Below are 24,376 nucleotides of genomic sequence, written 5' to 3' on the forward strand. Positions count from 1 at the left end.
ATTATACCAAAAAAATAAAAATTATTCTACACTTACCGTAAAGCTTCCTTTAGTATTTCCGGATGCCATATTGCTTTTGCCTATGATAAGCCATACTTCACCTTTGTCTTTTAAGTCGTAAGTGATTTCTCTTCCGAAAGGCCCGTCATAATCCCCATTTGGAAGCTTAATCTGATTGAAACGGATATTAAAATCTTTTTCTTTCGTAGAAATTGAAGCTTTAATAACCGGCTTATCATAATTTGTGATTTTTAAGATAAATTCCTGAACGTCTTTTGTAAATTCTTCACCCAAAGTGAACGGAAGTTGCTCTGCATCTGCTGTTCTGATGATCTGCCCGTCTTTCACGTTTCTCATAACACCGGTACGCAGAACTTCTTTAGTTTTCGGAGCGTTATTAATAATTGAATCCCTCATCCTCAATGCAGCGGAATCTGTTTTTTGTGCTGAATCTGGCTGTTCTGTAACCGCCATTGAATCCTGACTGCTCTGGGTTTCCGAGACTTTCGGGTCCTGTTTGCATGAAAGAATGATCAATGGGATTAGAAATAAGGATTTTTTCATAATAATGATTTTTAAATGAATATTCTGAAAAGTCTTCTGACTTTTGAATATACTTTGAAGCTAAAATTGTTCCATTGACCGTTTTTAAAACTTAAAAAATTATTAGATTTCTTCTTTTATTTTATATTTTGATAATAAAGAACTTTAGAAAGGAATTTTTCATTTTTCTGGAATTTCACTCTGTCCAGGTTTAAAATCTCAGCTTTCAATTTTGCATTATGCTTTTCTTCAGCATATTTCAGCAAGTGCTTTTCATTGAAATTAATTTCTCTTTTATGATAATCCAAAACGAAATCTTTTCGTTTCATGTTTTGGGAAGTGATGATGCCACCCCAGTTGATATAGCTGCAAACCAGTATTGTTCCATAAAAATACCACGTCATGGTATTGAAAAGATAAGCATTTCTTTTCTTCGTCTGAATTTTAATAAATGTAAGGATCAAACCAATCAATGATAATATCAAAAACGCATAAACCCCGAGTCTTTTGTAGGTAAATCCGTAACTGACAATATACTCCGTATTTTTTGCCATCGCTGAAATAACAAGAACGGCGTTCAGTACAATCCATACTTTGACCAAAATTTTCATTAATCCTGCCTTCGGGTCAAAATTAAAATTTGATTTAAAATAAAACATGATCACCAGAATTGCCATTATAATAGAAATAATGACGGCATTCACTCTTTCATGGGTTTCTTCTGAAAGCTTTACCGGGCTTTTCGTAACTTCATAAAACTGCTCATAATTGTAGGTAAATAAAAAGAAAATCAATAAAATATTTAGTGCAAAGAAAGAAATCATCCCGCTCATCCTTTCGATCTCCAGATCCAGGAAAGAATAAGTCGGCTTCTGAATTTTGTCCTTTTCCTGAAATTCATTGTCAAGGATATGATTGCTTTTGTAGATCAGCTTTTCCACGGCATAATTCCAATAATTGAAAGCGATGAAAAAACCTAAAACAGTGATCGCAATAAGCTGCCAGAAATTAATATCAATTTCTATATTGGTGAAAAGATTCGCAAAATGATTACTTCCTACAGAATAAATTGCAAAGAAAACAGAAATCAGCATCAAAGGAATCAGTACAAATGCAAATGTTTTCTGCCACAGTTTTGATACGTTTGTTTTAGGAAGCCATGTGTCAAAGCTGAAAAACCTGCAAATTGCTGTAAAGCAGTTGACAACAAATACGGGAATCAGCAATAAAATTTTCATCCTCCTGTTTTTGGACCGGTAACCCAGCAGTAAGATTGAGCTCACAACCGCCAGAAATGAAGGAAAATCTCCGTACCACGCAAATGCAATCCCCGAAAGAATACTTGTTACGAAAAGGAAAAGAAATGTTTTCGTCCTGTTTTTCGACGGTGTTCTGAAAAACGTAAGAATAGCATATAAAATACTGATGATTCCAAGATTCAGACCCACATTCTGATCATAAAAAACAATGATGAACAGAGCGGTTGTGAGGAATATATAGTGATGTGTTTTCATTTTTTAGAGATTAGAAATTAGTGGTTAATTTTAGTGATATACTTCGGTTTGCTTTTGTTGTATGAAGTCTTTCAGGTGATCGAAATTCTGCCACAATAATGCCTCAAAATCCCATTGATGGAAAGGTCTCATGCTTTGTCCCTTTTTATAGGAATTGAAATACATTTTATAGTATTCCGGTAAAATGAGACTTCCCAAAACGATTGCTGCCAGTAAATGAGAGTTGAGCTTTCCGTTTCCCAAAAGAAGAAACTGCATGGCGATTTCATCTTCGAAATTGGTTCCACAGCCGGTAATCAGGTGATGTACATCGTGGTTTTCCATTTTTGGAATCATCGTAAAGCCATGTTTTTTATAAAATTCTCCCAGCTTCCTTCCCAAAGAATCCTCCTGAAATTCCAATAGCTGTTTTTCTGTAAACTGCCATTGCCTTTTCTTCTTTTTAAAATATTTCCTGTACAATTTTTGAGTTTTAGCATACACGAAAAGCAGGAACTGAACCCGTATTTTTTTCATTTTTATAATTTTAAATTCTTACTATGTTTATTCCGATGAGTGTGTAAATAATAGCTACAGGAATATTGATCAGCATTATTCCTATTGCTTTTAGGCACAAGTCAAGTTTCGATTGAGTGGAAATTCCATAGATAATTAATACTAAAGTAATTATCATATTCAGAATAAAACCCCAGCATACAACCATGAGACCGCCTTCGACAAAAAAGTCTTTTTTAGTAAAGATGTATCCGAAGAGACAGATATTTCCCAGTATAAAAGAAATCCAAAACGCTGATTTCCCAATCAATACAATATTTTTATCTTCCATATTTTTTAAGCCTGAGTTAAAGTAAAAACCGTAATTTCCGGACGAACCATGAAACGAACCTGAAAAGAATGCCCCAGAGCACGGTTTACATAAAGCATTCTCCCATCCTGCAAATCAATTTCTCCTGCAATGTATTTTTTGTTTTTTACAGGAACCACTGGGGTTATAACTCCCGGGATTCTACATTGTCCGCCGTGGGTATGCCCGCTGAGAATCCATCCCTGGTAACCATTCCAGATATCCAGATCACAAGCATCAGGATTGTGGCAGAGAATTATATTTGCTTTTGAAGAGTCATAATCCTGCATGACCTGATGTGGATTAAAATTGGATGTCCATAGGTCTTCAAAGCCGATAAAATTCAATCCGTGAATTTCTTGTTGAGCATTCTTCAGCATTGTTATGCCAAAGGTTTCAAGGGTATCTGAGATACTTTGGGCAACCTCCATTTCTTTCCAGTTAACCCCATAATCATGATTTCCTAAAATCCCAAAGGTGGCAAGCTTTCCTAAAACAGCATGATTCATCACCTTTTTAAGATCTTCACGCTCCTGTTCCGTCCCACGATTGACAAAGTCTCCTGTATACACCACAAAATCCGGGTTGTACTTTTTTGCTTTTTGAAAAGAATCGATAATAAAATTCCAGTCGAACCGGGGCCCTATATGCAAATCTGAAATCTGCATTAAAGTTTTTCCTTGTAAGCTTTCAGGAAGATGTTTTACCGGCAGTTTCTTTTCTACAAACTCCAGCCAGAATGGTTCTATCTGCCACGAATACAGCACAGGTAACGCCCCAAGAGCAGAAAGCTGGCCTATTCTTTTTAAAAATGTTCTTCTATTCATCATTTAAGTTACATTCAAAACTAGCTTCCGGCAAAAGGGCTTCCGAAAATCCCGACTGCCAGTTCTGCCCATACCAGAGCCAGAATTACCAGAATAACAAGGCTGATTATAATTTTTGAAACAAAGCTTTTCTTCGATCTGCTTACGACAAAAATGGCAGAGGCAGTCCCGAAAAGCAAAACCGCGGCAATGAGGAAATCAAAAGGAGACCAGTTCCAGCCTTCTACAAAGATGTTGCCGAAAAAAGCTGCCGCCATTAGCAATGCCGGTACAGCGAAAATAATTGTTGTTTTTTGTTTTTGTGTAGTCATAATTTTATGTTTTAATTTTGTAAAGTACTTTGTTTTTCAAAGTTAATTAGTAAAAAAATATAGGATTACCTTCCTAATAGCTTTTCCAGTGCATTCAAATGTTCGGTAAAAGCCTCTCTCCCGCTTTGGGTAACTCTGTATGACGTTCTTGGTTTTTTACCTACAAATTCTTTCTTTACTTCAATATAGCCGCTTTTTTCTAATGCATTGCTGTGGCTTGCGAGATTACCGTCTGTAATTTCCAGCAAATTTTTCATTTCGGAAAAGTCAACCCAATCATTGACCATGAGAACGGACATAATGCCCAATCTTACACGGCTTTCGAATTCTTTATTGAGTTGATTTATTTTAATCATGATTTAAATAGGTTGCAGGTTTTAGGTTATAGTTTCCAGAAACCTGAATTTATATTTATTTATATTTTTTATGCATAATAAGCCCGTAAACAATATGCAAAACTCCAAAGCCTATGGCCCAGAAAAGAAGTCCCCAACCCAAAAAGAAAAGAGAAACCAGTCCTAAAACCACCTGACAATATCCTAGATTTTTTAAATCTGTTAAAGTATAGCGTTCTGCACTTATTAAGGCCAGGCCATAAAAAATGAGAGTCGATGGCGCAACAAATACGAAAAGATGGTGATACAGAAGACCCAGACAAAAGAATCCGCCTGCTACCAAAGGAACAGCAAAGGTTACTAAAAGACGTTTTGTAGTAGCATCCCAAATCTTCAGGCCTTTTTTCTTACTTTTTTTTGCCGTAAAAATATAGCCGCTGAAAAGAGCTGCTGCAAGTATCAAAGTTCCAATTACTACGAGCTCCTTTACCAAAGATGGACTAAAGATGTTTCTATCCCCGTCAAAATAATCAATGCCTTCTCTTTTAAAAACAAAGAAAACATACGTTGCTCCAAGAATAGCCGCCAATCCTGCAAAAACACCGGATAATCCGCTCAAAGAAATAAATCTTGAGGACCGCTCCATCATGGAACGGATATGTGATAAGTCTTCGTGATAGTTTTTCGAATCCATATAAAGAACTTTGAAATACAAAGTTAGTACTTTTTTTGAATGAACAAAATTTTTATTACAATTTTTAAAAAGATAGCAATGAATTTATCTCATGCTTTATTAATGAATGTTCAGCTTATCTTTAACTAAAAAACCGCCGGAAAATTCAACGGCTGTAATATTATAAAAGATTAAGAATTACTTCGCTCTTAACTTTTCTTTTATTGATTCAATACTTTTCTTGGCAGAATCTTCAAGAATTAAGCTTGCACTCATGTGAATTCTAGCTGGCATAAGCTCATTAAAATGGTCCGTTCCTTCCCATGAAACTTTTTTGATCAAAGCCAAAGCATCTTCGCTTCTGGATGAAAGCGTTTGTAAAAACTTCTCTAATTTAAGATCCATCTCCTCAATACTTGCTGAAACTGAGTGATAAATATTATGCTGTTCTGCCCATTCTGCCGATCTGAAATCTGCATCAATAGCCATCGCAGAAAATTGAGATTTTCCTATTTTTCTTTCAACATAAGGTCCGATTACAAATGGGCCTATCCCAAGATTAATCTCCGTTAATGCTAAAGCAGAATCTTTTGTTGCAAAACAATAATCTGCCCCACATGCTATACCTACACCTCCACCGGTAGTTTTTCCCTGAACTCTTACTACGACAATTTTACCGCAGTTTCTCATAGCATTCAAAACTTTTGCAAAACCTCCGAAGAATCTTTTAGAAGCTTCCAATTCGTCAATAGATAAAAGCTCATCGAAGCTTGCACCCGCACAGAATGCTTTTTCGCCTTCACTTTTAATAAGAATGGCTTTTACTTCTTTTTTTGTGCCTTCTTCAAGAATGGTTTGGGCTAATTTTTCCAGAATGGCTCCCGGAAGAGAATTACTTTTCGGGGTACCGAATGTGATTTCGGCAATATTATTTTTAAGTTCTGATGCTACAAATTCGTTCATTTTTAAATTTAATTGGATTCTTACAAAAATACTAATTACACTGCGTTTGAAGAAATTAGTTCATATAAATTTCAACATTTGATTTCATTAAAATTCTCACTACGTAGAAATACGTAATCCTCAATTTGGTATTTTCTACTCTACCCTACAGCTAGCTATTGTTGTTACTTTGGGTTGTCAATCAATAATGACATTTACAACCAAAAGGCGGTATCCGAAAAGCCACGAAAAGAGTAGGAAAATTTAAAACTGAAAAAAAGATATTAACCATGGAAGAACTGATCGGAGTTGTAAAGGTATTCGCAGGAAACTTTGCACCAAGAGGATTTATGTTTTGCAACGGAGCTTTGTTAAGCATTGCTCAGAACACTGCACTTTTTGCAATTTTAGGAACTACTTACGGTGGAGACGGAATTACTACATTCGCTTTACCGAACTTAAACGGACGTTATCCATTAGGACCCGGAACAAACGGATCTCAAAATTATTTACTGGGAGAACAGGGAGGAACATCCCAAAACACGCTTTTATCGATTAACCTACCTAGTTTTTCAAGCCAGTTGAAGGTTTCAGGTTCTAATGCTACAAGCTCCACCCCATCTCCTTCTTCATCAATTGCAGTTACAGGAACTACTACTGGAAGAGATTTTACGGCTGTACCAAGCTTTGTGGATGCTGCTCCGGATATGCCAATCAATCCTCAGTCTGTAATGTTTATGGGGCAAAATATACCCGTGAATAATATGCCTCCTTATTTAGGAGTAAATTATATTATCTGTGTGGAGGGTATTTTCCCTTCAAGACCATAGTTTTCTAAACTGAAATTATTTAACAATTAAACTAAAAAATCATGGAAGAAATATTAGGAACCATTAAAATGTTTGCAGGAAACTTTGCACCAAGAGGATATCTTTTATGCAACGGAGCCATTCTCAGCATTGCACAAAATCAGGCTTTATTTTCACTTCTTGGAACTGTCTACGGTGGAAACGGAACTACTACTTTTGCTTTGCCTAACCTTAACGGACGTTATCCTGCTGGAGCCGGAAATGCAAATACCGGAAAATCTGTAAGTCTTGGTGAAGTCGGAGGAACTCCTACAAATACACTATTAACATCAAATATGCCTTCATTCATGAGCCAGATGAGAGTTTCAAGATCTAATGCAACCTCTTCCACTCCATCTCCAACCTCATCTATTGCAGTAACCGGAACTACGACGGGAAGAGATTTTACAGCGGTACCAAGCTTTGTAGATACTGCACCGGACACTATTATTAATGGAGCTTCTGTTTCTTTTACGGGATCCAATGCACCTGTTAATAATATGTCTCCTTACTTAGGAATGAACTACATCATTTGTGTAGAAGGTATTTATCCATCAAGACCATAATTAAAACATAAAAAACCTAAACATTAAAACTTTACATCATGAAAAGTACTATACTATTTACGATCTGCAGTCTTTTCATTTCGATTTTTTCATTTGGACAGGCCAGCACAGAGCAGTTTGAAACTGAGTCTCACAGCAGCAGCAGCTTTACAGACAATGGAGTGATTTTCAATATCATTTCACATGTCGGAGGATTTGATATTCAGGCAAATTATCCGGGAACAGGCTGGAGCGGAACATCTAATGACAACAGATATATTGATAATTCAGGAACCGGAAATATTGCCAGCGGAGCTTCTTTCGGCATTAAAACAACATCTAATTTGTTTAAAGTAAACAGATTCTGGATATTTTTATCTGACACGAATTTAAACCAAACAGTTGTGGGTAATTTAACGGTTACCGGGAAACTGAGCGGCGTAACAAAATTTACCCAGACAAAAAATACCGGTTTTGCAACAAGTCTCGGCGCAACGAATGGCTACACATTGATAGATCTTACCAACCTAAACGGCCAAAATTATTCTAATATTGTGATCGATCAGCTGCAGGTAACACTAGGTGGTGCTTATACTTACGGAGGCCTTGATTCTTTCACATGGGTAAAAGACAGCAACGTGGTATTAGCATCAGAAGAGGTAAAATCTTCGAAAAAAGAACTTAAAATTTACCCTAATCCTACACATGGCCCGCTTACCATCACTTCTGAAGAAAATAAAAAGCTGGAAGTTTACAGCCAGTCCGGCCAACTGGTGAAAACCATTGAAGCTAAAAAAGGAGTAAACGAAAGCAATATTTCGGAACTTCCTGCAGGAGCATATTTAATAAAATCTTCCTCAGAATCTTATAAAGTTATTAAAAGGTAAAAAGCACTGTTATTAAAGTGAAAGACTAATAACCATGAAACTTTAAGAATAAATAACAGGTGACTGTACCGCGAAAGATTCTAATGCATAAGTGTGATAATCCCTTGAAATTTTTCAGGGGATTTTATTTTTTAAGCTCCAGAATATATTTATTGATAAAAAGGTCTTTCTCCTTAGATTTGTACTGCTGAATATACCTTGGATGCTCCAAAACCGTCATTTTCTGGAATAAATGTGCTTCCTGATTCAATTTTGATATAAATTCTGCATTTTTTTTACCTAAAACAAAAACTTCGGAAGAATCAAGATTTAAACTTAAATGATTCTTTAAAGAATCAATCATAAAACTTTTTACATCATTAAAAAGTGCTTTATCATCGTAATAATTTGCGTTGATCCAATTTCCTTTTGACTTCCTCACAATAGCAAGCGGAAAAGGCGAATTAATATAAATATCGCTATAAAACTCTTCTGCACCACCATACTCTGCAATCATGTCATACATAAAAACGGAAGAAACTTCATGGGTATAAGCTGAATTCATTTTGATGCCGCAAACACTTTCCAGACGCTTGGTATCGGTGAACGGAACGCCTGTTACTCCTGCTCCGTGACGGCTTGGATTGATCCCGATGATAAATTTCCGTTTGTTGGAATCATTATAATATTTTTGATAAAACTGTTTCATGACAACAACAGTTTCAGGATTATTGAGATACGGATTCAGAACCTGAAAATTATCGGGAAGATTTCCATTATATTTTAAATTCAGATTAAAATTAACAACTTGCTCGGCGAAGGTTTTCATATCAGTGTAGCAATTTAAAAATATAACAGTGTAACAAATATTGCTACACTGTTATAATGGTATATTGTTAAATTAAATTAAACTGCTCAAAATGATGCGTAAAATGTTTTCTGTGCATCAGTTCCCACATTTCTTTATTTAATTTTCCGAATACAAAATTCATGTGTTCTGCCTGCGGATTTTCTTTATAATAGATTGAAAATCTTTTTAATGTATCGATGAAAGACTGTTTTGCAGCTTCAAGGTTTTTATGTCTTAATTCTAATAATTTTTCGTCTTCAGCCAAGAACGGTGCAGGAAAATCTTTCGGCATTTTTCTGTGATTGTACAAAGAATCCTGCCACTTTTCCAACTGTTCTTCCGGAGTGAAGCATTTATCCGCTTCCGGCTCCCCAAGACTTACCAAAACACCGTGCTCCAAATGCTCAATCATTTGCTGAGGAGACATTTTGCCCCAACCTGGCTGAGTAGATTCGGTTAACCCATTCAACGCTTTTTGAATGTTTTTTATATTTAAATCGATAAAAGGAGAGTGTTTTGCCACCAATGTTAAAATAGTTGCTACGCAAACAATCTCATCTCTTTGGTTCACCACTTCCACCAGCCATTTTACCACACCAGAAGGAATATTTCTTCCTTTTACGCCTCTGTTGATTTTTTCTTTGGCCGTTAAATAAACGGTGATTGTATCTCCCGCATAAACAGGCTTGAAGAACGAACAGTTTTCCAAACCATAATTGGCGATAACCGGACCTTTTTTCCCTGAAACAAATAATCCGGCCGCCGCAGAAAGGATAAAATATCCATGAGCTACAGTTTTATCGAAGATCGTTCCTGTAAGACTCGTTGCATCAGTATGTGCGTAGAAATGATCCCAAGAAACGTTTGAAAAATTAACAATATCTGCATCAGTAACCGTTCTTCCTGCTGTTTCCAACGAATCCCCAACCTCTACATCTTCAAAATATTTCTGGAAAGGATGTTTGTCAGCAAACTTTTTCTCTGCTCCCTGCTGATAAACTTTCGTAATAGCCGTCAAAACATCCGGAGAACCTTGAATGGCCGTTTTCTGAAGGAAGAAATGAAGACCGTTCAGTCCGCCCATTTCTTCGCCACCCCCTGCTCTTCCGGGACCGCCATGCATTAATGTAGGAAGCGGAGAGCCGTGGCCCGTACTTTCTTTCGCACTATCTCTGTTCAACACGAAAATTCTACCGTGCTGAGAAGCCATCTTCCAGGAAGTTTCTGCCACAAATGCATTATCATAAGATACAATTGAGCCTACAAGGCTTCCTTTTCCTCTTTTTGCCAACTCCGCCGCTTCTTCTGCATCTTTGTAAGGCATCAACGTAGAAACCGGACCGAAGGCTTCAACATCATGAGAGATATTTTTCTCGAAAGGTTTATCATTTAAAAATAATTTCGGAGACATGAATGCACCGCTGTCATAATTGGCGTCCACCAATTCGTGTTGTCCATCATAAACCAGCTCCGTTTCAGCTTTTAATAAGTTGATTTTTCTTAAAACCTCATCGTACTGCTGTTTTCCTACCAAAGAACCCATTCTTGTTTCTCTGCTTAACGGATTTCCGATTTTAGTTTGATCTAAAGCTTTAGATAAAGCATTCTGAACGTCTCCTATTAAGTTTTCCGGAACAATAATTCTTCTGATTGCGGTACATTTTTGTCCGGCTTTTGTGGTCATTTCATTACGGACTTCCTTGATAAATAGATCAAATTCCGGAGTTCCGGGTTTTGCATCCAAACCAAGAATCGAACAGTTTAAAGAATCAGCTTCCATATTGAAACGAACTGCATTTCCTGCAATTGAAGGTAAAGACTTTAATCTTCTACCCGTACTTGCAGAACCTGTAAACAACACAGAATCTCCATCCTGAACATAATCCAAAATATTTCCCGGCTCGCCGCAAACCAATTGAACGGCTCCTTCGGGAAGAATTCCGCTTTCAATCATGTCGTGGAAAACTGCGTTGGTTAAGTAAGAACCAAATGGAGAAGGCTTCACAATGGAAGGAACACCTGCCAATAAAGAAGTTGATAATTTCTCTAACATTCCCCAAACAGGAAAATTGTAAGCGTTGATTTGTACAGAAACACCTTCACTTGGAGTTAAAATATGGGTTCCTAAAAAAGTACCGTTAGCAGAAATTTTCTGCGTATCACCATCCACCCAAAACGGAGTGTTCGGAAGCATTCTTTTTGCTAATCCTGAGTACGTGAAAAAAGTACCAAAACCTCCCTCAATATCTACCCAGGAATCAACGTGTGTTGCTCCCGTTTTATAAGATAATTCGTAATATTTTTTCTTTCTTTCTAAAAGATAAAGCGCGACTTTTTTCAACATTTCGCCACGATCATAGAATGTCATGGATGAAAGGTTTTTGTATCCTACTGTTCTTCCGTAATCCAAAGCCTGTTCGAAATTCAGCCCTTCCGTATCGGAAACGGCAACCTGCTCTCCCGTCACGGCATTGTATAAAGGAATTCCGTTTCCGGTACCTTCCACCCATTCGCCGTGAATATAGTTTTTTAACTTTTCCATATAGTTTTTTACTTTTTACTTACAGAAACCTAACGGGTTTTGAAAACCCGTTAGGTTTGATTTTTATAGTTATTCAAAATTTAGAAAATCATACTCAACATTAGATTCATGATAATTTTTAAAAACTACCGAAGAATCAAAGTATTGCATGATCTCTGTTCTATTCAGTTTACTTTCTTTCTGAGGATTTAAATATGAATTATACGAAGAATGTTCCCATTCACTAATCCTATTTACAAATCCATGATTAACAGGATTACTGTGAATATAATGCAGAACTTTTAATAAATATTTATCATCAGATATTTTCTTTCTTTTTATAGCATTGAGAAAAAGAGCTCCTTTTCTATCATACATTTTATTAAATGCTTTTGCATAAGAATTCAGAAAATTTCCAAAATTTTTCATTAAATATTGATGCTCATCCTCTATACTAACAGCATTAAAATTTTTAAATCTTAATAATAAATGAAAATGATTAGGTAACAAGCAGTATGCATAAATATCTGCAATCGGAATAATGTATTTATCTAATTGCTTCAGAAAAAAAAGATAATTTGTTTTTTCACGGAAAATCAATTCTTTCCCATTAACATGAGAAAAAATATGGTAAACAGATTCAAACTCAAAGCTTTCCGTGTTAATCATTATTTTCTAATTCAAAATCTAATAATATTAAACCTAACGGGTTTTGAAAACCCGTTAGGTTTGACTAATATCTCAAATTATTTCACATCATCCCAAATGCTGTAATCGACAACTTTATTTGGTATCTGCTGAACATATTCCGTAAAGGGCTCGCAAGGTAAAATCGCATCTTTTCCTTCTCTAGCCAATTCCTGATAGAGTTTTGTACCTTCTGTTTTCCATTTGATCATTTCATCAGAAACATCACGAATGATTTTTGCAGGACTTCCCACAATTAATTTTCTCGCTTCACATTTGAAATTGGCCGGTACAAAAGCTAATGCACCGATGATACATTCATCACCAATTACCGCCTTGTCCATCACAACGGCATTCATTCCGACCAGACAGTTTCTACCAATGTGACCAGAATGGATAATCGCACCGTGACCGATGTGCGCGGATTCTTCCAAAATCGTTTCAATACCCGGGAAAACATGAAGCGTACAGTTTTCCTGAACATTAGCACCGTCTTTGATGATAATTTTACCCCAATCCCCACGGATTACCGCATTTGGACCGATGTAAACTTCCTCGCCGATTTCCACATTTCCAATAATCACCGCCTGCGGATGAACGTAAGCAGAAGGTTTTATGATAGGACGAATTCCGTGATATGAGTAGATGTTCATAATTTTTAAATTTAACAATATATCAATCTAACAGTTTACCAATTGAGATTCTTCACTTTGTTCAGAATGACAGGAATTGTTACATTGATACATTTTTTATATTGTTACATGATTGAAAAAGTTATACTTTTTCAATCACCATTGCATAGCCTTGTCCGACACCAATACAAAGCGAACACAAAGCATATTTTTTATCTTGCTTCTGAAGTTCTAAGGCCGCAGAACCGATGATTCTTGCTCCGGAAACTCCAAGTGGATGCCCGATTGCGATCGCTCCTCCGTTTGGATTTACTCTCGAATCGTCATCTTTTAAACCTAAACTTCTTGTTACTGCCAAAGCCTGAGCTGCAAAAGCTTCATTCAATTCAATAACATCTATATCATCTAAAGAAAGATTTAATCTTTTTAATAATTTTTGAGTCGCTTCCACAGGTCCGATTCCCATAATTCTTGGCTCAACACCCGCAACAGATGATCCTAAAATTTTTGCTTTTGGTTTTAATCCATATTTTTTTACAGCTTCTTCACTTGCTAAAATTAAGGCTGCCGCTCCGTCATTCATTCCCGAAGCATTTCCGGCTGTTACTGTTCCTTCTTTTCTGAAAGCCGGACGAAGCTTTCCTAAACCTTCTATTGAAGAGGCTGGCTTGATGAATTCATCTTTATCAAAGATTTTTGGATCACCTTTTTTCTGAGGAATTTCAACTTTTACTATTTCTTCCGCCAATCTTCCGCTTTCCTGGGCTTTAGTCGCTTTTTGTTGTGACCAAAGAGCAAATTTATCCTGATCTTCACGGCTGATGTTATGCATTTCCGCTAAATTTTCAGCCGTGTCGCCCATTCCGTCAACGCCATACATTTCTTTCATTTTTGGATTAATAAATCTCCATCCGAAAGTGGTATCAAACATCTGACTGTCTCTTCCGAAAGCAGCGCTTGGTTTTGACATAACATACGGTGAACGCGTCATATGCTCAACTCCACCGGCGATGTAAATTTCACCTTCACCAGAAGCAATCGAACGGAAAGCATTCGCTACCGCGGACATTCCGGAAGCGCACAATCTATTTACTGTTTCACCCCCGATTTTATATGGCAGTCCAGCCAATAAAAGTCCCATTCTTGCCACGTTTCTGTTATCTTCACCTGCCTGATTGGCACAGCCGAAAATAACGTCTTCAATTTCCTCAACTGGAACTTCAGGATTTCTTGCAACGATTTCCTTAAGCACGATGGCAGCCAAATCGTCTGCTCTCACTTCTGATAATCCTCCTTGTAATTTTGAAATAGGAGTTCTGATGTAATCTATAATGTATACGTTGTTCATGATATTTCAATTTAACAATGTAGCAATGTAACAATATAACAATGTTAAATGCCTTGGTTTTTATTTAGACTTGTACTTAATATTTTATAAATAATTTTTCCTAATTCTACTATCTGATGTTCAAGTTTTTCATCAAATGGATAATTTTTGGAATGCTTACACAGATAAAGCCAATATTTTGTTTCTTCTAATTCTTTAGCTGAAATTTTTATCTTATTGATAAAATCATTTTTACTGTGAGGGTTTTGTGCTTCGAATGCATTTGCTCCAATGCTTGTTCCTGAGCGTAACAATTGTTTCGCAATAACAAATTTTCTTTTTTCTTCTAACAATTCACAAAATTCAACAATATCTAACGAAAATTGAAGTGCTTTCTGAATTAATGGATTATTTTCAAAATTGATCATCATTATTAATTGTTAGATTGGCAAATTATTACATTGCTACATTGAGCTTACAGCTCCGTTACTTTCTTTCCGATTTTATACACTGTTCCAACAAACTTTGCAATCAAGTCGTTGTTTTGATTGGTAATTTTAATGTCGTAGACAGCGGTTTTTCTGGTATCATTCACCAAAATACTTTCTGCTCTGAAAGTGTCGCCTTCTTTTCCGGCTTTGGTAAAATTGATGATACAGTTCAGGGCAACAGCCGCATCTCCGGAGTTGTTGGATGAAAATGCCAATGCAGAATCCGCAAAAGCAAATGTAACGCCTCCGTGAACCGTTTTCAGCCCATTGATCATATCTTTTTTAATGGGCATTTCTATTAAACAATAATTTTCTTTGACCTCGATCATTTTGATATTCATCCATTGGGAAAAATAATCCTGATCGAGCATATATTCTGCAACCTGTCTTGGATTCATTTTAATTTACGCTTGTTATTTTATATGTAGATATTTATTGTTTTCATAGGTCATATATAATCGCGCCTTCATCATCAATGTTTGTGCTTCCGAATCATGGCGATTTCTTCATATAATTCATCAACCAATTTGTCATAAATACTCATGGTTTTACCAAGAATTACCTGCTCGTTTGAAAGATTTTCTGAATCTGACGGATTTTCAGTTGGGTAAGGAGCATTTAGATCAATACCATTTTCATTCGCCAATCTTTTGATCAGTTCGCGGTATTTTTCATTAAATTCCCCCAATAATCCAAGTTTTTCCTGATCATCATTCATGGAAGAAAGTCCCTGAATGATGTATTCTTTTTCAATGAGGAGCCTTGTTTCTAACTCGGCTCTGAATCCGTCTATATCCATTTTTAATGTAATAATTTAGCAATATAAAAGTTTACCAATGAGATTCTTTGCTTTACTCAGAATGACAAACAAATTGCTACATTGTTAGATTGATATATTGTTACATTTTTCGCAGCAACGGGCTTTGTCTATATCTTTCTTCCTGATGTTCTTCGTAAAGATTCTGCAGAGTTTCGGAAATTTTTGCATAACCGATTTCTTTTCCCCAAGCCAATAATCCTTTTGGATAGTTTACTCCTTTCTGCATTGCTAATTCAATATCTTCATCGTTCGCAACACCTAATCTTTTTGCTTCCACCGCTTCATTGATCAACATTGAAATAATTCTTAAAAAGATTTGCTGATACAATTCCTCGTCTTTTTGAGGAATAGTTTTTTCAGCACCTTCAGTGTAATCGTAGAAGCCTTTTCCTGTTTTTCTTCCGTGAAGTTTCGCTTCAGACATTCTTTGTTGAAGAAGAGATGGTTTATATTTGGGATCGTAGAAATAATCTTTGTAAACGGTTGTTGTTACGGAAAAATTTACATCAACGCCAATTAAATCCATTAATTCAAAAGGTCCCATTTTAAAGTTTCCGATGGTTTTCATAGCATCATCAACCTGCTCGGGAGTTGCGATATTTTCTTCAACAATTCTCAATCCTTCACCGTAGTAAGGACGGGCAATTCTGTTGACTATAAATCCGGGAATATCTTTAGCAATAACTGGAGTTTTGCCCCAATCTTTCATCAGATTATAAATTTTTTCCGCTAAAGATTTTTCTGTTAATAAAGATGGAATAACCTCAACCAAAGGCATCAGAGGAGCCGGATTGAAGAAGTGAATTCCGATGAAACGCTCCGGTTTTTGTAATTCCGCACCGAGAGAGGTGATGGAAATGGATGATGTGTTGGAACCTATAACACAGCTTTCAGAAACGTGTTTCTCTAATTCTGTGAAAACTTTGGTTTTAATTTCTTTGTTTTCGATGATGGCTTCGATGATTAATTCACAATCTTTGAAGTCCTTCAATTCTGTAGCGATGGAAATATTGGCTAAAATTTCAGTCATTTTTTCTGCCGAAATTTTTTGTTTATCCACCAATTTGGTCAATGTTTTTTCCAAACCTACGGTTGCCGTTTCTACTTGTTTTGCGTTGGTGTCATAGACCCAAACTTTGCATCCGTTCGTTGCGGCTACTTGCGCGATACCGATTCCCATGGTTCCGGCACCTATAATTCCTACATATTTCATAATGTAACAGTGTATCAATGTAACAATGTAACAATCATTGTCATGCTGAGCTTTTCGAAGCATCTCATTGATAAACTGCTACATTGGTACATTGTTATATTAATTCTTATCTTCCTTTATAATTAGGTTTTCTTTTTTGTAAAAAGGCATTAACTCCTTCGATAAAGTCTTCTGTTTCTGCCGCTTCCTGCTGCAGATCTCCTTCCAGCTCCAATTGCTCTTTCAAGGTATTGTTGTAAGAGGCTGCAAAAGCTTTTTTAGTTAATTTAATAGCCGCAGTCGGCATATTTACCATTTTTTCAAGGATTTCCATCGATTTTGGAGCGAATTCTTCATCAGTGAAAACTTCGGCAACCAAACCGTAAGATTTTGCTTCTTCAGCAGATAATCTTTTTCCTGTGAATGCTAAATAATTAGCCAATTGTCTTCCCAATAATTTTGGCAGGAAGTAGGTTCCTCCTGTATCTGGAATTAATCCGATGTTGGAGAATGCCTGTGCAAAATATGATTTATCAACTGCCAATACAAAGTCACAAATCAATGCCAACATCGCTCCGGCTCCCACTGCAGGACCGTTTACCAATGCAACAACAGGTTTTTTACATTTTGTAATTTCCGTCACCAAAGGATTGTAATAATCTACTACAATTTTTCTGATAATATCGTTGTCATGGTGCTCGTTCCCCTGTACGAAAGCATCATCCAGATTCTGACCGGAGCAAAAAGCTCTTCCTCTTCCAGAAATGGCAACACATCTTACAGCAGGATCTTCACTGCATTCTTTAATAAAATCTTTCAGATCTGATAAAGATGGCTTTGTAAGCGCATTCATTGTGTCCGGTTGATTCAGGTAAGCAATTTTTAACTTTCCGTCAAAATGCGATTCGATATCGAGTTGTGTGTACATAGTTTCTAATTTAAAGATTAAATTATTTAAAAATTGAAGATTTATAATGCACTAATTTAACAATAATAATGTACTAATTTATCAGTTTACCAATATAACAATATTCACAGCATTGATAAATTGCTACATTATTATATTGCTACATAATTTAGTGGCATTTAAAATAATCAAAAGGCTCTAAACAGTCTAAGCACTGATATGAGGCCTTACATAATGTAGACCCGAATCGGCTGATCTGTTTTGAATTCATAGAACCGCAACGCGGACATTTTTTCGGTTTCCCGATGTGATGTTCGTCTGCTCCTTTTTCCGGAGGTGTGATTCCGTAAGCACGAAGTTTTTCTCTTGCTTCATCTGTCAGCCAGTCTGTTGTCCAGATCGGAAACATTTTGGTGACCACTTTTGCATCCCAACCGTTTTCTTTCATAATTTTGATAATGTCTTCCTCAATGGTAAACATAGCGGGACAGGCAGAATACGTCGGCGTAATTGTTACTTCACAAGAATTCTCACTGGTAATTTTCGCTTCTCTTACAATGCCCAATTCCACAATATTGATTACCGGAATTTCCGGATCGGGAACGAGTTCTAATATTTCTAAAGGATTTTTCAATCTTTTTTAATCTGAAATTTTATTTAACGCAAAGTTCGCTAAGATTTTTTTACTACTAGACGTTTTTTAAGTTCGCAAAGGCGTTTCACTCAGCAAAGTCAGCAAAGAATAAATGCTACATTGTTACGAACGCTATTTTTTTAAACCTAACAGGTTTTAAAAACCTGTTAGGTTTGTATTTTTCAAAATTTTACCAAGTACAACCCGGATACGCTCTCTGCATATACTGCAACTCACAAAGAATATATCCAAAATATTCTGTATGGTAACCTGTTCTTGATTTTGGCTGCATAAAAGGATTTGTAGGATATTCTAATTTGAAATCCGCGAAATCTTTCTGCGTAATCGCTAAAAATTCTTCGTAAAGAGCATCTGTATTCGGAGCGATATTTAAAGCGATTAAATCATCTTCTCCTTCCACTTTTGCGAATAAACCTTTTGAATATTCCCAGATATTTTCGATTGCTTTTTCTAAACGATTTTTACTTTCTTCTGTTCCCTGAGCAAAAATTTTCATCCAGGATGCAGCGTGAGTATAATGATATCTTACTTCTTTCAAAGATTTCTGAGCAATAGCAGAAAGTTCTTCATTAGTAGAATTTGATAACGCTTCGTACATCAATTTCTGATATATGGAGAAAACATACACTTTTAAAATCGTCTGAGCATAATCTTCGTTCGGAAGTTCAACCCAATGGGCGTTTACATATTCGTGCTCGTATCTTAAAAACGCCAGATCATCTTCACTTTTTCCGTTGTCAATCACTCTTGAAGCGTAAACGTAAAAGTTATTGGCCTGCCCAAGTTCATCCAACGCGATGTTTGTTAATGCAATATCTTCCTCTAAATAAGGACCTTCACCGCACCAAGCAGACAAACGCTGTCCCATAATGAAACTGTCGTCCGCTAGTTTTAATAAATAATTATATAATGGATTCATTTTTATAGAATTTAGATATTAGAGGTTAGATATTAGACTAAATTCTAGAATCTAACTTCTAACTTCTTTATTACATATTTTTCACATCGTTTGGAATGTCGTAGAACGTCGGGTGACGGTATAGTTTGTCATCAGCCGGATCGAAAAATGCTTCTTTATCCACCCCTTCCGAAGTCACAATATATTTACTTGGAACTACCCAAACAGAAGTTCCTTCTTTTCTTCTTGTATAAACGTCTCTTGCGTTCTGCAAAGCCATTTCTGCTGTTGGTGCCTGTACTACTCCAACGTGTTTGTGAGATAATCCCGGTTTAGTCTGAATAAACACTTCCCACATATCTAAATTTGCCATAAATAAAATTAAATTTAACAATGTATCAATGTACCAGTTTAACAATGAGATGCTTCGACAAGCTCAGCATGACAATGATTGTTACATTTTTACATCGGTATATTGTTATATTGAAATTTTTTCCTGTTTTTCCGCAAAAGCTGCCGCAGCTTCTTTTACCCAAGTGTTTTCTCTTTGCGCTTTTCTCTTGGTTTCGATACGTTTCTTATTACAAGGTCCGTTTCCTTTTAAGATTTCCATGAATTCATCCCACGGAAGTTCCCCGAAATCATAATGCTGTCTTTCCTCATTCCATTTTAAATCTTTATCCGGAATGGTTAATCCTAAAAATTCCGCCTGAGCAACAGTAACATCTACAAATCTCTGACGAAGGCTGTCGTTACTTTCTCTTTTCACTCTATAATTCATAGATATTTTAGAGTTTGGGGAGCTGTCGTCATTTGGACCAAACATCATTAAAGCCGGCCACCAGAAACGGTTTAACGAAGCCTGAGCCATTTCTTTCTGTTGTTTTGTGCCACGGCAAAGTGCCATCAAAATCTCGTAACCCTGTCTTTGGTGGAAAGATTCTTCCTTACAGATTTTCACCATCGCTCTTGAATAAGGCCCGTAAGAATTTCCCATCAACATCACCTGATTCATGATTGCAGCACCATCAACCAACCAGCCGATTGCGCCGATATCTGCCCAGCTTAAAGTCGGGTAATTAAATATACTTGAATATTTTGCTTTTCCTGAAAGCATATCATCGTAAGTTGCGTCTCTGTCTGCCCTGATGCTTCCATCTCCTAATGTTTCAGTTGCAGAATACAAATATAAACCGTGACCAGCTTCATCCTGAACTTTCGCCAAAAGAGCCATTTTTCTTCTCAATGAAGGCGCTCTGGAAATCCAGTTGGCTTCCGGCAGCATTCCTACGATTTCAGAATGGGCGTGCTGTGAAATCTGACGAACCAATAATTTTCTGTAATCATCGGGCATTACATCTTTTGGCTCTACTTTATTTTCGTCGTGTACGTATTGTACAAATTTTTCTAAATCCATAATTAAAATTTTTCAAATTTTAAAATGTAACAATGAATCAATTTAACAGTCTAGCAATAATTGTTACATTGGTAAACTGTTACATTGTTACATTAATCACACATCGTAATTAAGCATCACCACATTCGTTGTCGGGTGGCATTGGCAGGTAAGAACGTAGCCCCGGGCTACTTCTTCTTCGGTAAGCGCGTAGTTTTTTTCCATGAAAACCTCTCCTTCCAAAACTTCCGCTTTACACGTACAACACACTCCTCCTTTACATGCAAAAGGCACAGGAAGATTGTCTTTCAATGCTTTATCTAAGATACTCTCTTTTTTTGAATTCAAATGGAAAGAATATTCATCATCGTCGATGATTACCGTTACCATACTTTCTATATTGGCAATTGCCTTGAATTCATCACTCATTTCCTCTGTTTTTTCTTCATCCGGAGCTGTGAAATATTCAAATAAAACCTGGATAGCCGGTACTTTTTTATCTTTTTTTAAATAATCTGCAATCCCTTTGATCATGTCTGAAGGTCCGCAGATAAAATAAGTTGCTTCTTTTACATCAATATCAGCATATCTTTCAAATAAAAGCTCCAGTTTTTCAGGAGAAATTCTACCTTCAAAAATCGGGTCTTCATGCTGCTCACGGCTTACTAAATAAACAACTTTTAATCTTCCGTTAAACTGTTCAACCAACTTATCGATCTCAGCTTTTTTCATCACGTGATTCATACTTCTGTTACTGTAAAACAGATAAGCGTTTGAATTCGGCTCCTGGTAAAGACTTTCTTTGATATTCGACAACACCGGAGAAATTCCGCTTCCTGCTGCCAAACCAACATACGTTTTCACGTTTGTAGGGTGATAAGAAGTGTTGAAACCACCCATTGGAGGCATCACTTCCAGCATTTCATCCATGTGAAGATGCTCGTTGAAATATCCGGAAACTTTTCCACCTTCCAACAGCTTAACCAATACTTCCAGCGTGTTGCTTTTTTCACTCGGAGCATTGCAGATAGAATAAGAACGGCGCTCTTCGTTTCCATCGATAATCATTCGGAAATTAAGATACTGTCCCTGCTTGAACCTGAACTTATCTTTCAGTTCCTCAGGAATTTCAACGGCCACATTTACAGCGTCACTGGTATCTTTCTGAACTTTTACAGTTTTAAGTTTATAAAATGAATTCATTTATTTTTTAAGTATTCTGTTAATCTTTCCGCCTTCACATTTCGGAAGGCTGTCCTGAGCATGAATTTTCACTTTCGTGGTGATTCCTACTCTCTTTTTAATTTCGTTTTCGATGCTTTTCCCAAAGTTTCCGACAAAAATAGCATAATCATCGGTATTTTGGTTTAAATTTTCAGAAGCTATAATCTCATCATCAATTTCAACATCAATATCTAATGCCACACACATCTGTTCTTTCTCGATGGGTGTTAAATAATAATTCGGAACCACTCCCTCCACATGAGAAAACGCTTCTTCAATCTGGCTCGGATAGACATTCACCCCTCTTACAATCAGCATATCATCGGCTCTTCCGAGGATTGGCCGCATTTTAACCATTGTTCTTTTACCACTTTCGTCATAATAAAGACTTGTGATATCGTTTGTCCAGTAACGTAAAAGCGGCATTGCTTTTTTCGTTAAAGTCGTAATTACCAAAACACCCTCTTCACCAAAAGGAACCGGCTGTTTTGTAACCGGATCTAAAATTTCAGGATAAAAATGATCTTCCCAAATGTAAGAACCTCCTTTTTCTTCAAAATCTTCCATCGAAACTCCCGGACCAATAATTTCGCTCAATCCATAAATATTTGTGGCGTGAACTCCTAATCTTTCTTCGATGTGCTGTCTAATAATTTCCGTCCAGGGTTCTGAGCCTAAAACAGCATATTTTAAACTGATTTCGTCTGCCGGGATTCCCCTTTTCGCAAATTCATCAGCGATTGTTAAAGCATAAGAAGGCGAGCAACAGATCACTTCAGGGTTAAAATCTACAATTAAATCAACCTGTCTCGCTGTCATACCTCCCGAAATCGGAAGAACACTCATTCCTAATTTTTCCGCTCCGTAATGAAGACCGAGCCCTCCCGTGAAAATTCCGTAACCGTAAGCATTGTGCAACTGCATCCCCGGTTTAGCTCCGGCTGCATTCAAAGATCTCGCTACCACCTCGCTGAATAAATCAACGTCTTCTTTTGTATATCCTACCACCGTGGGTTTTCCCGTTGTTCCGCTTGAGCAGTGAATTCTCTGCAGTTCATTTTTCGGAACGGTAAATAATCCGAACGGATAATTATCTCTTAAATCCTGTTTGTAAGTAATCGGAAGTTTTGCAATATCCTTAATCGAGCTGATATCTTTTGGAGATATTCCTGCTTCATTAAATTTCGTTTTATAAAATTCCGACTTCTCTCCAAGGTAGTCTACCAATTTAGCCAACCGCTCCGATTGAAGTAGTCTCAATTGGTCGATCTTTAGATATTCAACATCAAAATCCATAACTAACTAACATTTGTTAGGTGTAAATTTAAAAATATTTTAGAACATGGCAAAATTTTTATGATTTTCGTCACATTTTGAATGATTCTATAGTTGAGAATAAGGCGCTAAGGTTGAGTTTAAGGCTGATGCTAAGAGCCTGTTTAAACTTAATATTTTTATGAATCTATTATTTAAACGCAAAGTTTAATTCCACTTTACCAATTGTCTTTAGGGAGCAAAAAACAAATGAAGTTTGCTACGCGAAGCTTGAAAAAACACCTTCATCAAATCAACATGTTGATTCTTCTTTTGCTCATTTTATAATAATCAATCTTTAAATAAAATCTTTGCGTTAAAAAATGAATGATGTTTTTTAAATTAATCAGGAAAGCTCTAAGTTTACTTTGTCATTAAGAGCAAAGCGCCGCGAAGCACGGAATCCGATGCAAAATTTTTATTGTAGCTGTTGAGATTCCTACGGAATGACAAACTAACGGCTATACTATGTAAATAAACTGTGAGATTCTTCCTTCGTCAGAATGACAAGTGTATATTATTTATTTTGATTACCCAACAACCCAAAAAGAATCTTATCCCTGATCTCATCCGTAATTTCAGTTGTAGACTCAATATTTCTTTTGAACCAGAAATAAGAATTGTTCAACGTATGAAGGATAAATCTTGTGGTAAAAGCAGATGATCTCAGTTCCCAGTTTTCAGCTTTATAAATTTCAGAAATCAGTTCCTCAACTTCCTGCTGATACTTTTTTCTTAATTCTACAAATTCCGGGAGCCTTTCTTCCAGATGCTTCCATTCATTAGAATAAATATGGGTAACATCCCTGTTTTTAAGAACAATGGACAGGTGCTTTTCTATAAATAAATTTAGCTTTTCTTTTGGAGCTATATTCGTATTTTTCACTTCCTGAAGCTCATCAAAAAATTCCTGGGCAATTCCAAAACAAATCCATTCCAGAATTTCTTCTTTTGAACGGATGTGCGCATATAAAGAAGCTGCCTTAATATTAAGCTTTGTTGCCAGATCACGTACAGAGCTGCCCATATAACCTTTCTCTTTGAAAAGTTCTACGGCTACATCTAATATTTTTCTTTGTTTTTCTTTAAGTTCCATCCGATAACCGCAAAAGTAATTATTTTGATTTTAATATTTTGATTTTCATGTTATGATTTTTGACGTAATGCTGTCACTCTGACGAAGGAAGAGTCTATAAGATTATCAAAAGGAGATT

General features: G+C 36.4%; 29 protein-coding genes. 3 read left to right on the forward strand and 26 right to left on the reverse strand.

The genetic code is table 11. From position 1 onward, the window contains the following. Positions 1–21 precede the first annotated feature (21 nt). The 9 genes from H560_RS0111655 to H560_RS0111700 form a co-directional block, all read right to left on the reverse strand. Positions 22–564: a hypothetical protein gene (locus tag H560_RS0111655; protein ID WP_027380207.1), complete on the reverse strand. Its 543-nt coding sequence runs from the start codon at positions 562–564 to the stop codon at positions 22–24. 116 nt (positions 565–680) lie between these two features. Further along, complete coding sequence (locus H560_RS0111660) at positions 681–2,057, reverse strand: DUF4153 domain-containing protein (protein WP_027380208.1); 1,377 nt, start codon at positions 2,055–2,057, stop codon at positions 681–683. A 30-nt stretch (positions 2,058–2,087) separates the two neighbouring features. Next, positions 2,088–2,573, reverse strand: a complete 486-nt coding sequence (locus tag H560_RS0111665; RefSeq protein ID WP_027380209.1) for a Coq4 family protein — start codon at positions 2,571–2,573, stop codon at positions 2,088–2,090. A gap of 10 nt (positions 2,574–2,583) precedes the next feature. Then, positions 2,584–2,883: a hypothetical protein gene (locus tag H560_RS23115; protein WP_027380210.1), complete on the reverse strand. Its 300-nt coding sequence runs from the start codon at positions 2,881–2,883 to the stop codon at positions 2,584–2,586. Positions 2,884–2,888: 5 nt separating this feature from the next. Continuing rightward, positions 2,889–3,728: a metallophosphoesterase gene (locus tag H560_RS0111675; protein ID WP_027380211.1), complete on the reverse strand. Its 840-nt coding sequence runs from the start codon at positions 3,726–3,728 to the stop codon at positions 2,889–2,891. 20 nt (positions 3,729–3,748) lie between these two features. Then, positions 3,749–4,039, reverse strand: coding sequence for a hypothetical protein (locus H560_RS0111680; RefSeq protein ID WP_027380212.1), 291 nt, complete (start codon positions 4,037–4,039; stop codon positions 3,749–3,751). 65 nt (positions 4,040–4,104) lie between these two features. Beyond that, positions 4,105–4,395, reverse strand: a complete 291-nt coding sequence (locus H560_RS0111685; protein WP_027380213.1) for a winged helix-turn-helix domain-containing protein — start codon at positions 4,393–4,395, stop codon at positions 4,105–4,107. A gap of 55 nt (positions 4,396–4,450) precedes the next feature. Then, a complete protein-coding gene (locus H560_RS0111690; protein ID WP_027380214.1) occupies positions 4,451–5,068 on the reverse strand; it encodes a hypothetical protein in 618 nt (205 codons plus the stop codon). A gap of 177 nt (positions 5,069–5,245) precedes the next feature. Continuing rightward, entirely contained in the window at positions 5,246–6,010 is a 765-nt protein-coding gene (locus H560_RS0111700) for an enoyl-CoA hydratase/isomerase family protein (RefSeq protein ID WP_027380215.1), read from the reverse strand. A 269-nt stretch (positions 6,011–6,279) separates the two neighbouring features. On the opposite strand from H560_RS0111700, the gene H560_RS0111705 reads away from it, so the two are divergent. From H560_RS0111705 to H560_RS22380, 3 genes are read left to right on the forward strand one after another with little or no spacing between them, the layout of a single operon-like run. Continuing rightward, positions 6,280–6,819: a phage tail protein gene (locus tag H560_RS0111705; RefSeq protein ID WP_027380216.1), complete on the forward strand. Its 540-nt coding sequence runs from the start codon at positions 6,280–6,282 to the stop codon at positions 6,817–6,819. 41 nt (positions 6,820–6,860) lie between these two features. Continuing rightward, entirely contained in the window at positions 6,861–7,403 is a 543-nt protein-coding gene (locus H560_RS0111710; protein WP_027380217.1) for a phage tail protein, read from the forward strand. Positions 7,404–7,441: 38 nt separating this feature from the next. Beyond that, positions 7,442–8,269, forward strand: coding sequence for a T9SS type A sorting domain-containing protein (locus H560_RS22380; protein WP_027380218.1), 828 nt, complete (start codon positions 7,442–7,444; stop codon positions 8,267–8,269). A 124-nt stretch (positions 8,270–8,393) separates the two neighbouring features. Here the strand turns inward: H560_RS22380 and H560_RS0111720 are convergent, their stop codons facing one another. The 17 genes from H560_RS0111720 to H560_RS0111800 form a co-directional block, all read right to left on the reverse strand. Next, positions 8,394–9,077, reverse strand: a complete 684-nt coding sequence (locus H560_RS0111720) for an SMUG2 DNA glycosylase family protein (RefSeq protein ID WP_027380219.1) — start codon at positions 9,075–9,077, stop codon at positions 8,394–8,396. 67 nt (positions 9,078–9,144) lie between these two features. Next, complete coding sequence (gene paaZ, locus H560_RS0111725) at positions 9,145–11,640, reverse strand: phenylacetic acid degradation bifunctional protein PaaZ (RefSeq protein WP_027380220.1); 2,496 nt, start codon at positions 11,638–11,640, stop codon at positions 9,145–9,147. A 69-nt stretch (positions 11,641–11,709) separates the two neighbouring features. After that, positions 11,710–12,288 carry a hypothetical protein gene (locus tag H560_RS0111730; protein ID WP_027380221.1) on the reverse strand — a complete coding sequence of 193 codons (579 nt, stop codon included), beginning with the start codon at positions 12,286–12,288 and terminating at the stop codon, positions 11,710–11,712. A 77-nt stretch (positions 12,289–12,365) separates the two neighbouring features. Next, positions 12,366–12,959, reverse strand: coding sequence for an acyltransferase (locus H560_RS0111735; RefSeq protein ID WP_027380222.1), 594 nt, complete (start codon positions 12,957–12,959; stop codon positions 12,366–12,368). A gap of 121 nt (positions 12,960–13,080) precedes the next feature. Then, positions 13,081–14,286 carry a 3-oxoadipyl-CoA thiolase gene (pcaF, locus tag H560_RS0111740; protein ID WP_027380223.1) on the reverse strand — a complete coding sequence of 402 codons (1,206 nt, stop codon included), beginning with the start codon at positions 14,284–14,286 and terminating at the stop codon, positions 13,081–13,083. A 44-nt stretch (positions 14,287–14,330) separates the two neighbouring features. Further along, positions 14,331–14,696 (reverse strand): four helix bundle protein, encoded by a 366-nt coding sequence (locus H560_RS0111745; protein ID WP_394330263.1) that lies wholly within the window; start codon positions 14,694–14,696, stop codon positions 14,331–14,333. Positions 14,697–14,740: 44 nt separating this feature from the next. Beyond that, positions 14,741–15,154 (reverse strand): PaaI family thioesterase, encoded by a 414-nt coding sequence (locus H560_RS0111750; protein WP_027380225.1) that lies wholly within the window; start codon positions 15,152–15,154, stop codon positions 14,741–14,743. 74 nt (positions 15,155–15,228) lie between these two features. Next, on the reverse strand, positions 15,229–15,555 hold the full coding sequence (locus tag H560_RS0111755) for a hypothetical protein (protein WP_027380226.1): 327 nt from the start codon (positions 15,553–15,555) through the stop codon (positions 15,229–15,231). 100 nt (positions 15,556–15,655) lie between these two features. Continuing rightward, positions 15,656–16,789 carry a 3-hydroxyacyl-CoA dehydrogenase NAD-binding domain-containing protein gene (locus tag H560_RS0111760; protein ID WP_027380227.1) on the reverse strand — a complete coding sequence of 378 codons (1,134 nt, stop codon included), beginning with the start codon at positions 16,787–16,789 and terminating at the stop codon, positions 15,656–15,658. Between the two features lie 106 nt (positions 16,790–16,895). Then, the gene (locus H560_RS0111765) at positions 16,896–17,696 is read right to left on the reverse strand and encodes an enoyl-CoA hydratase/isomerase family protein (protein ID WP_027380228.1); all 801 of its coding nucleotides are present in this window, start codon (positions 17,694–17,696) and stop codon (positions 16,896–16,898) included. A 148-nt stretch (positions 17,697–17,844) separates the two neighbouring features. After that, a complete protein-coding gene (gene paaD / locus H560_RS0111770) occupies positions 17,845–18,309 on the reverse strand; it encodes a 1,2-phenylacetyl-CoA epoxidase subunit PaaD (protein ID WP_027380229.1) in 465 nt (154 codons plus the stop codon). Between the two features lie 190 nt (positions 18,310–18,499). Then, positions 18,500–19,249 carry a 1,2-phenylacetyl-CoA epoxidase subunit PaaC gene (paaC, locus tag H560_RS0111775; RefSeq protein WP_027380230.1) on the reverse strand — a complete coding sequence of 250 codons (750 nt, stop codon included), beginning with the start codon at positions 19,247–19,249 and terminating at the stop codon, positions 18,500–18,502. A gap of 70 nt (positions 19,250–19,319) precedes the next feature. After that, positions 19,320–19,601 (reverse strand): 1,2-phenylacetyl-CoA epoxidase subunit PaaB, encoded by a 282-nt coding sequence (paaB, locus tag H560_RS0111780; RefSeq protein WP_027380231.1) that lies wholly within the window; start codon positions 19,599–19,601, stop codon positions 19,320–19,322. A gap of 105 nt (positions 19,602–19,706) precedes the next feature. Beyond that, entirely contained in the window at positions 19,707–20,645 is a 939-nt protein-coding gene (gene paaA, locus H560_RS0111785; RefSeq protein ID WP_027380232.1) for a 1,2-phenylacetyl-CoA epoxidase subunit PaaA, read from the reverse strand. 96 nt (positions 20,646–20,741) lie between these two features. Then, entirely contained in the window at positions 20,742–21,827 is a 1,086-nt protein-coding gene (locus H560_RS0111790; RefSeq protein ID WP_027380233.1) for a 2Fe-2S iron-sulfur cluster-binding protein, read from the reverse strand. Beyond that, on the reverse strand, positions 21,828–23,144 hold the full coding sequence (locus tag H560_RS0111795) for a phenylacetate--CoA ligase family protein (protein ID WP_027380234.1): 1,317 nt from the start codon (positions 23,142–23,144) through the stop codon (positions 21,828–21,830). Between the two features lie 535 nt (positions 23,145–23,679). Continuing rightward, complete coding sequence (locus H560_RS0111800) at positions 23,680–24,258, reverse strand: TetR/AcrR family transcriptional regulator (protein ID WP_027380235.1); 579 nt, start codon at positions 24,256–24,258, stop codon at positions 23,680–23,682. Between the last annotated feature and the right edge of the window lie 118 nt (positions 24,259–24,376).

The sequence above is a fragment of the Chryseobacterium daeguense DSM 19388 genome (assembly GCF_000430825.1).
Classification (GTDB): domain Bacteria; phylum Bacteroidota; class Bacteroidia; order Flavobacteriales; family Weeksellaceae; genus Chryseobacterium; species Chryseobacterium daeguense.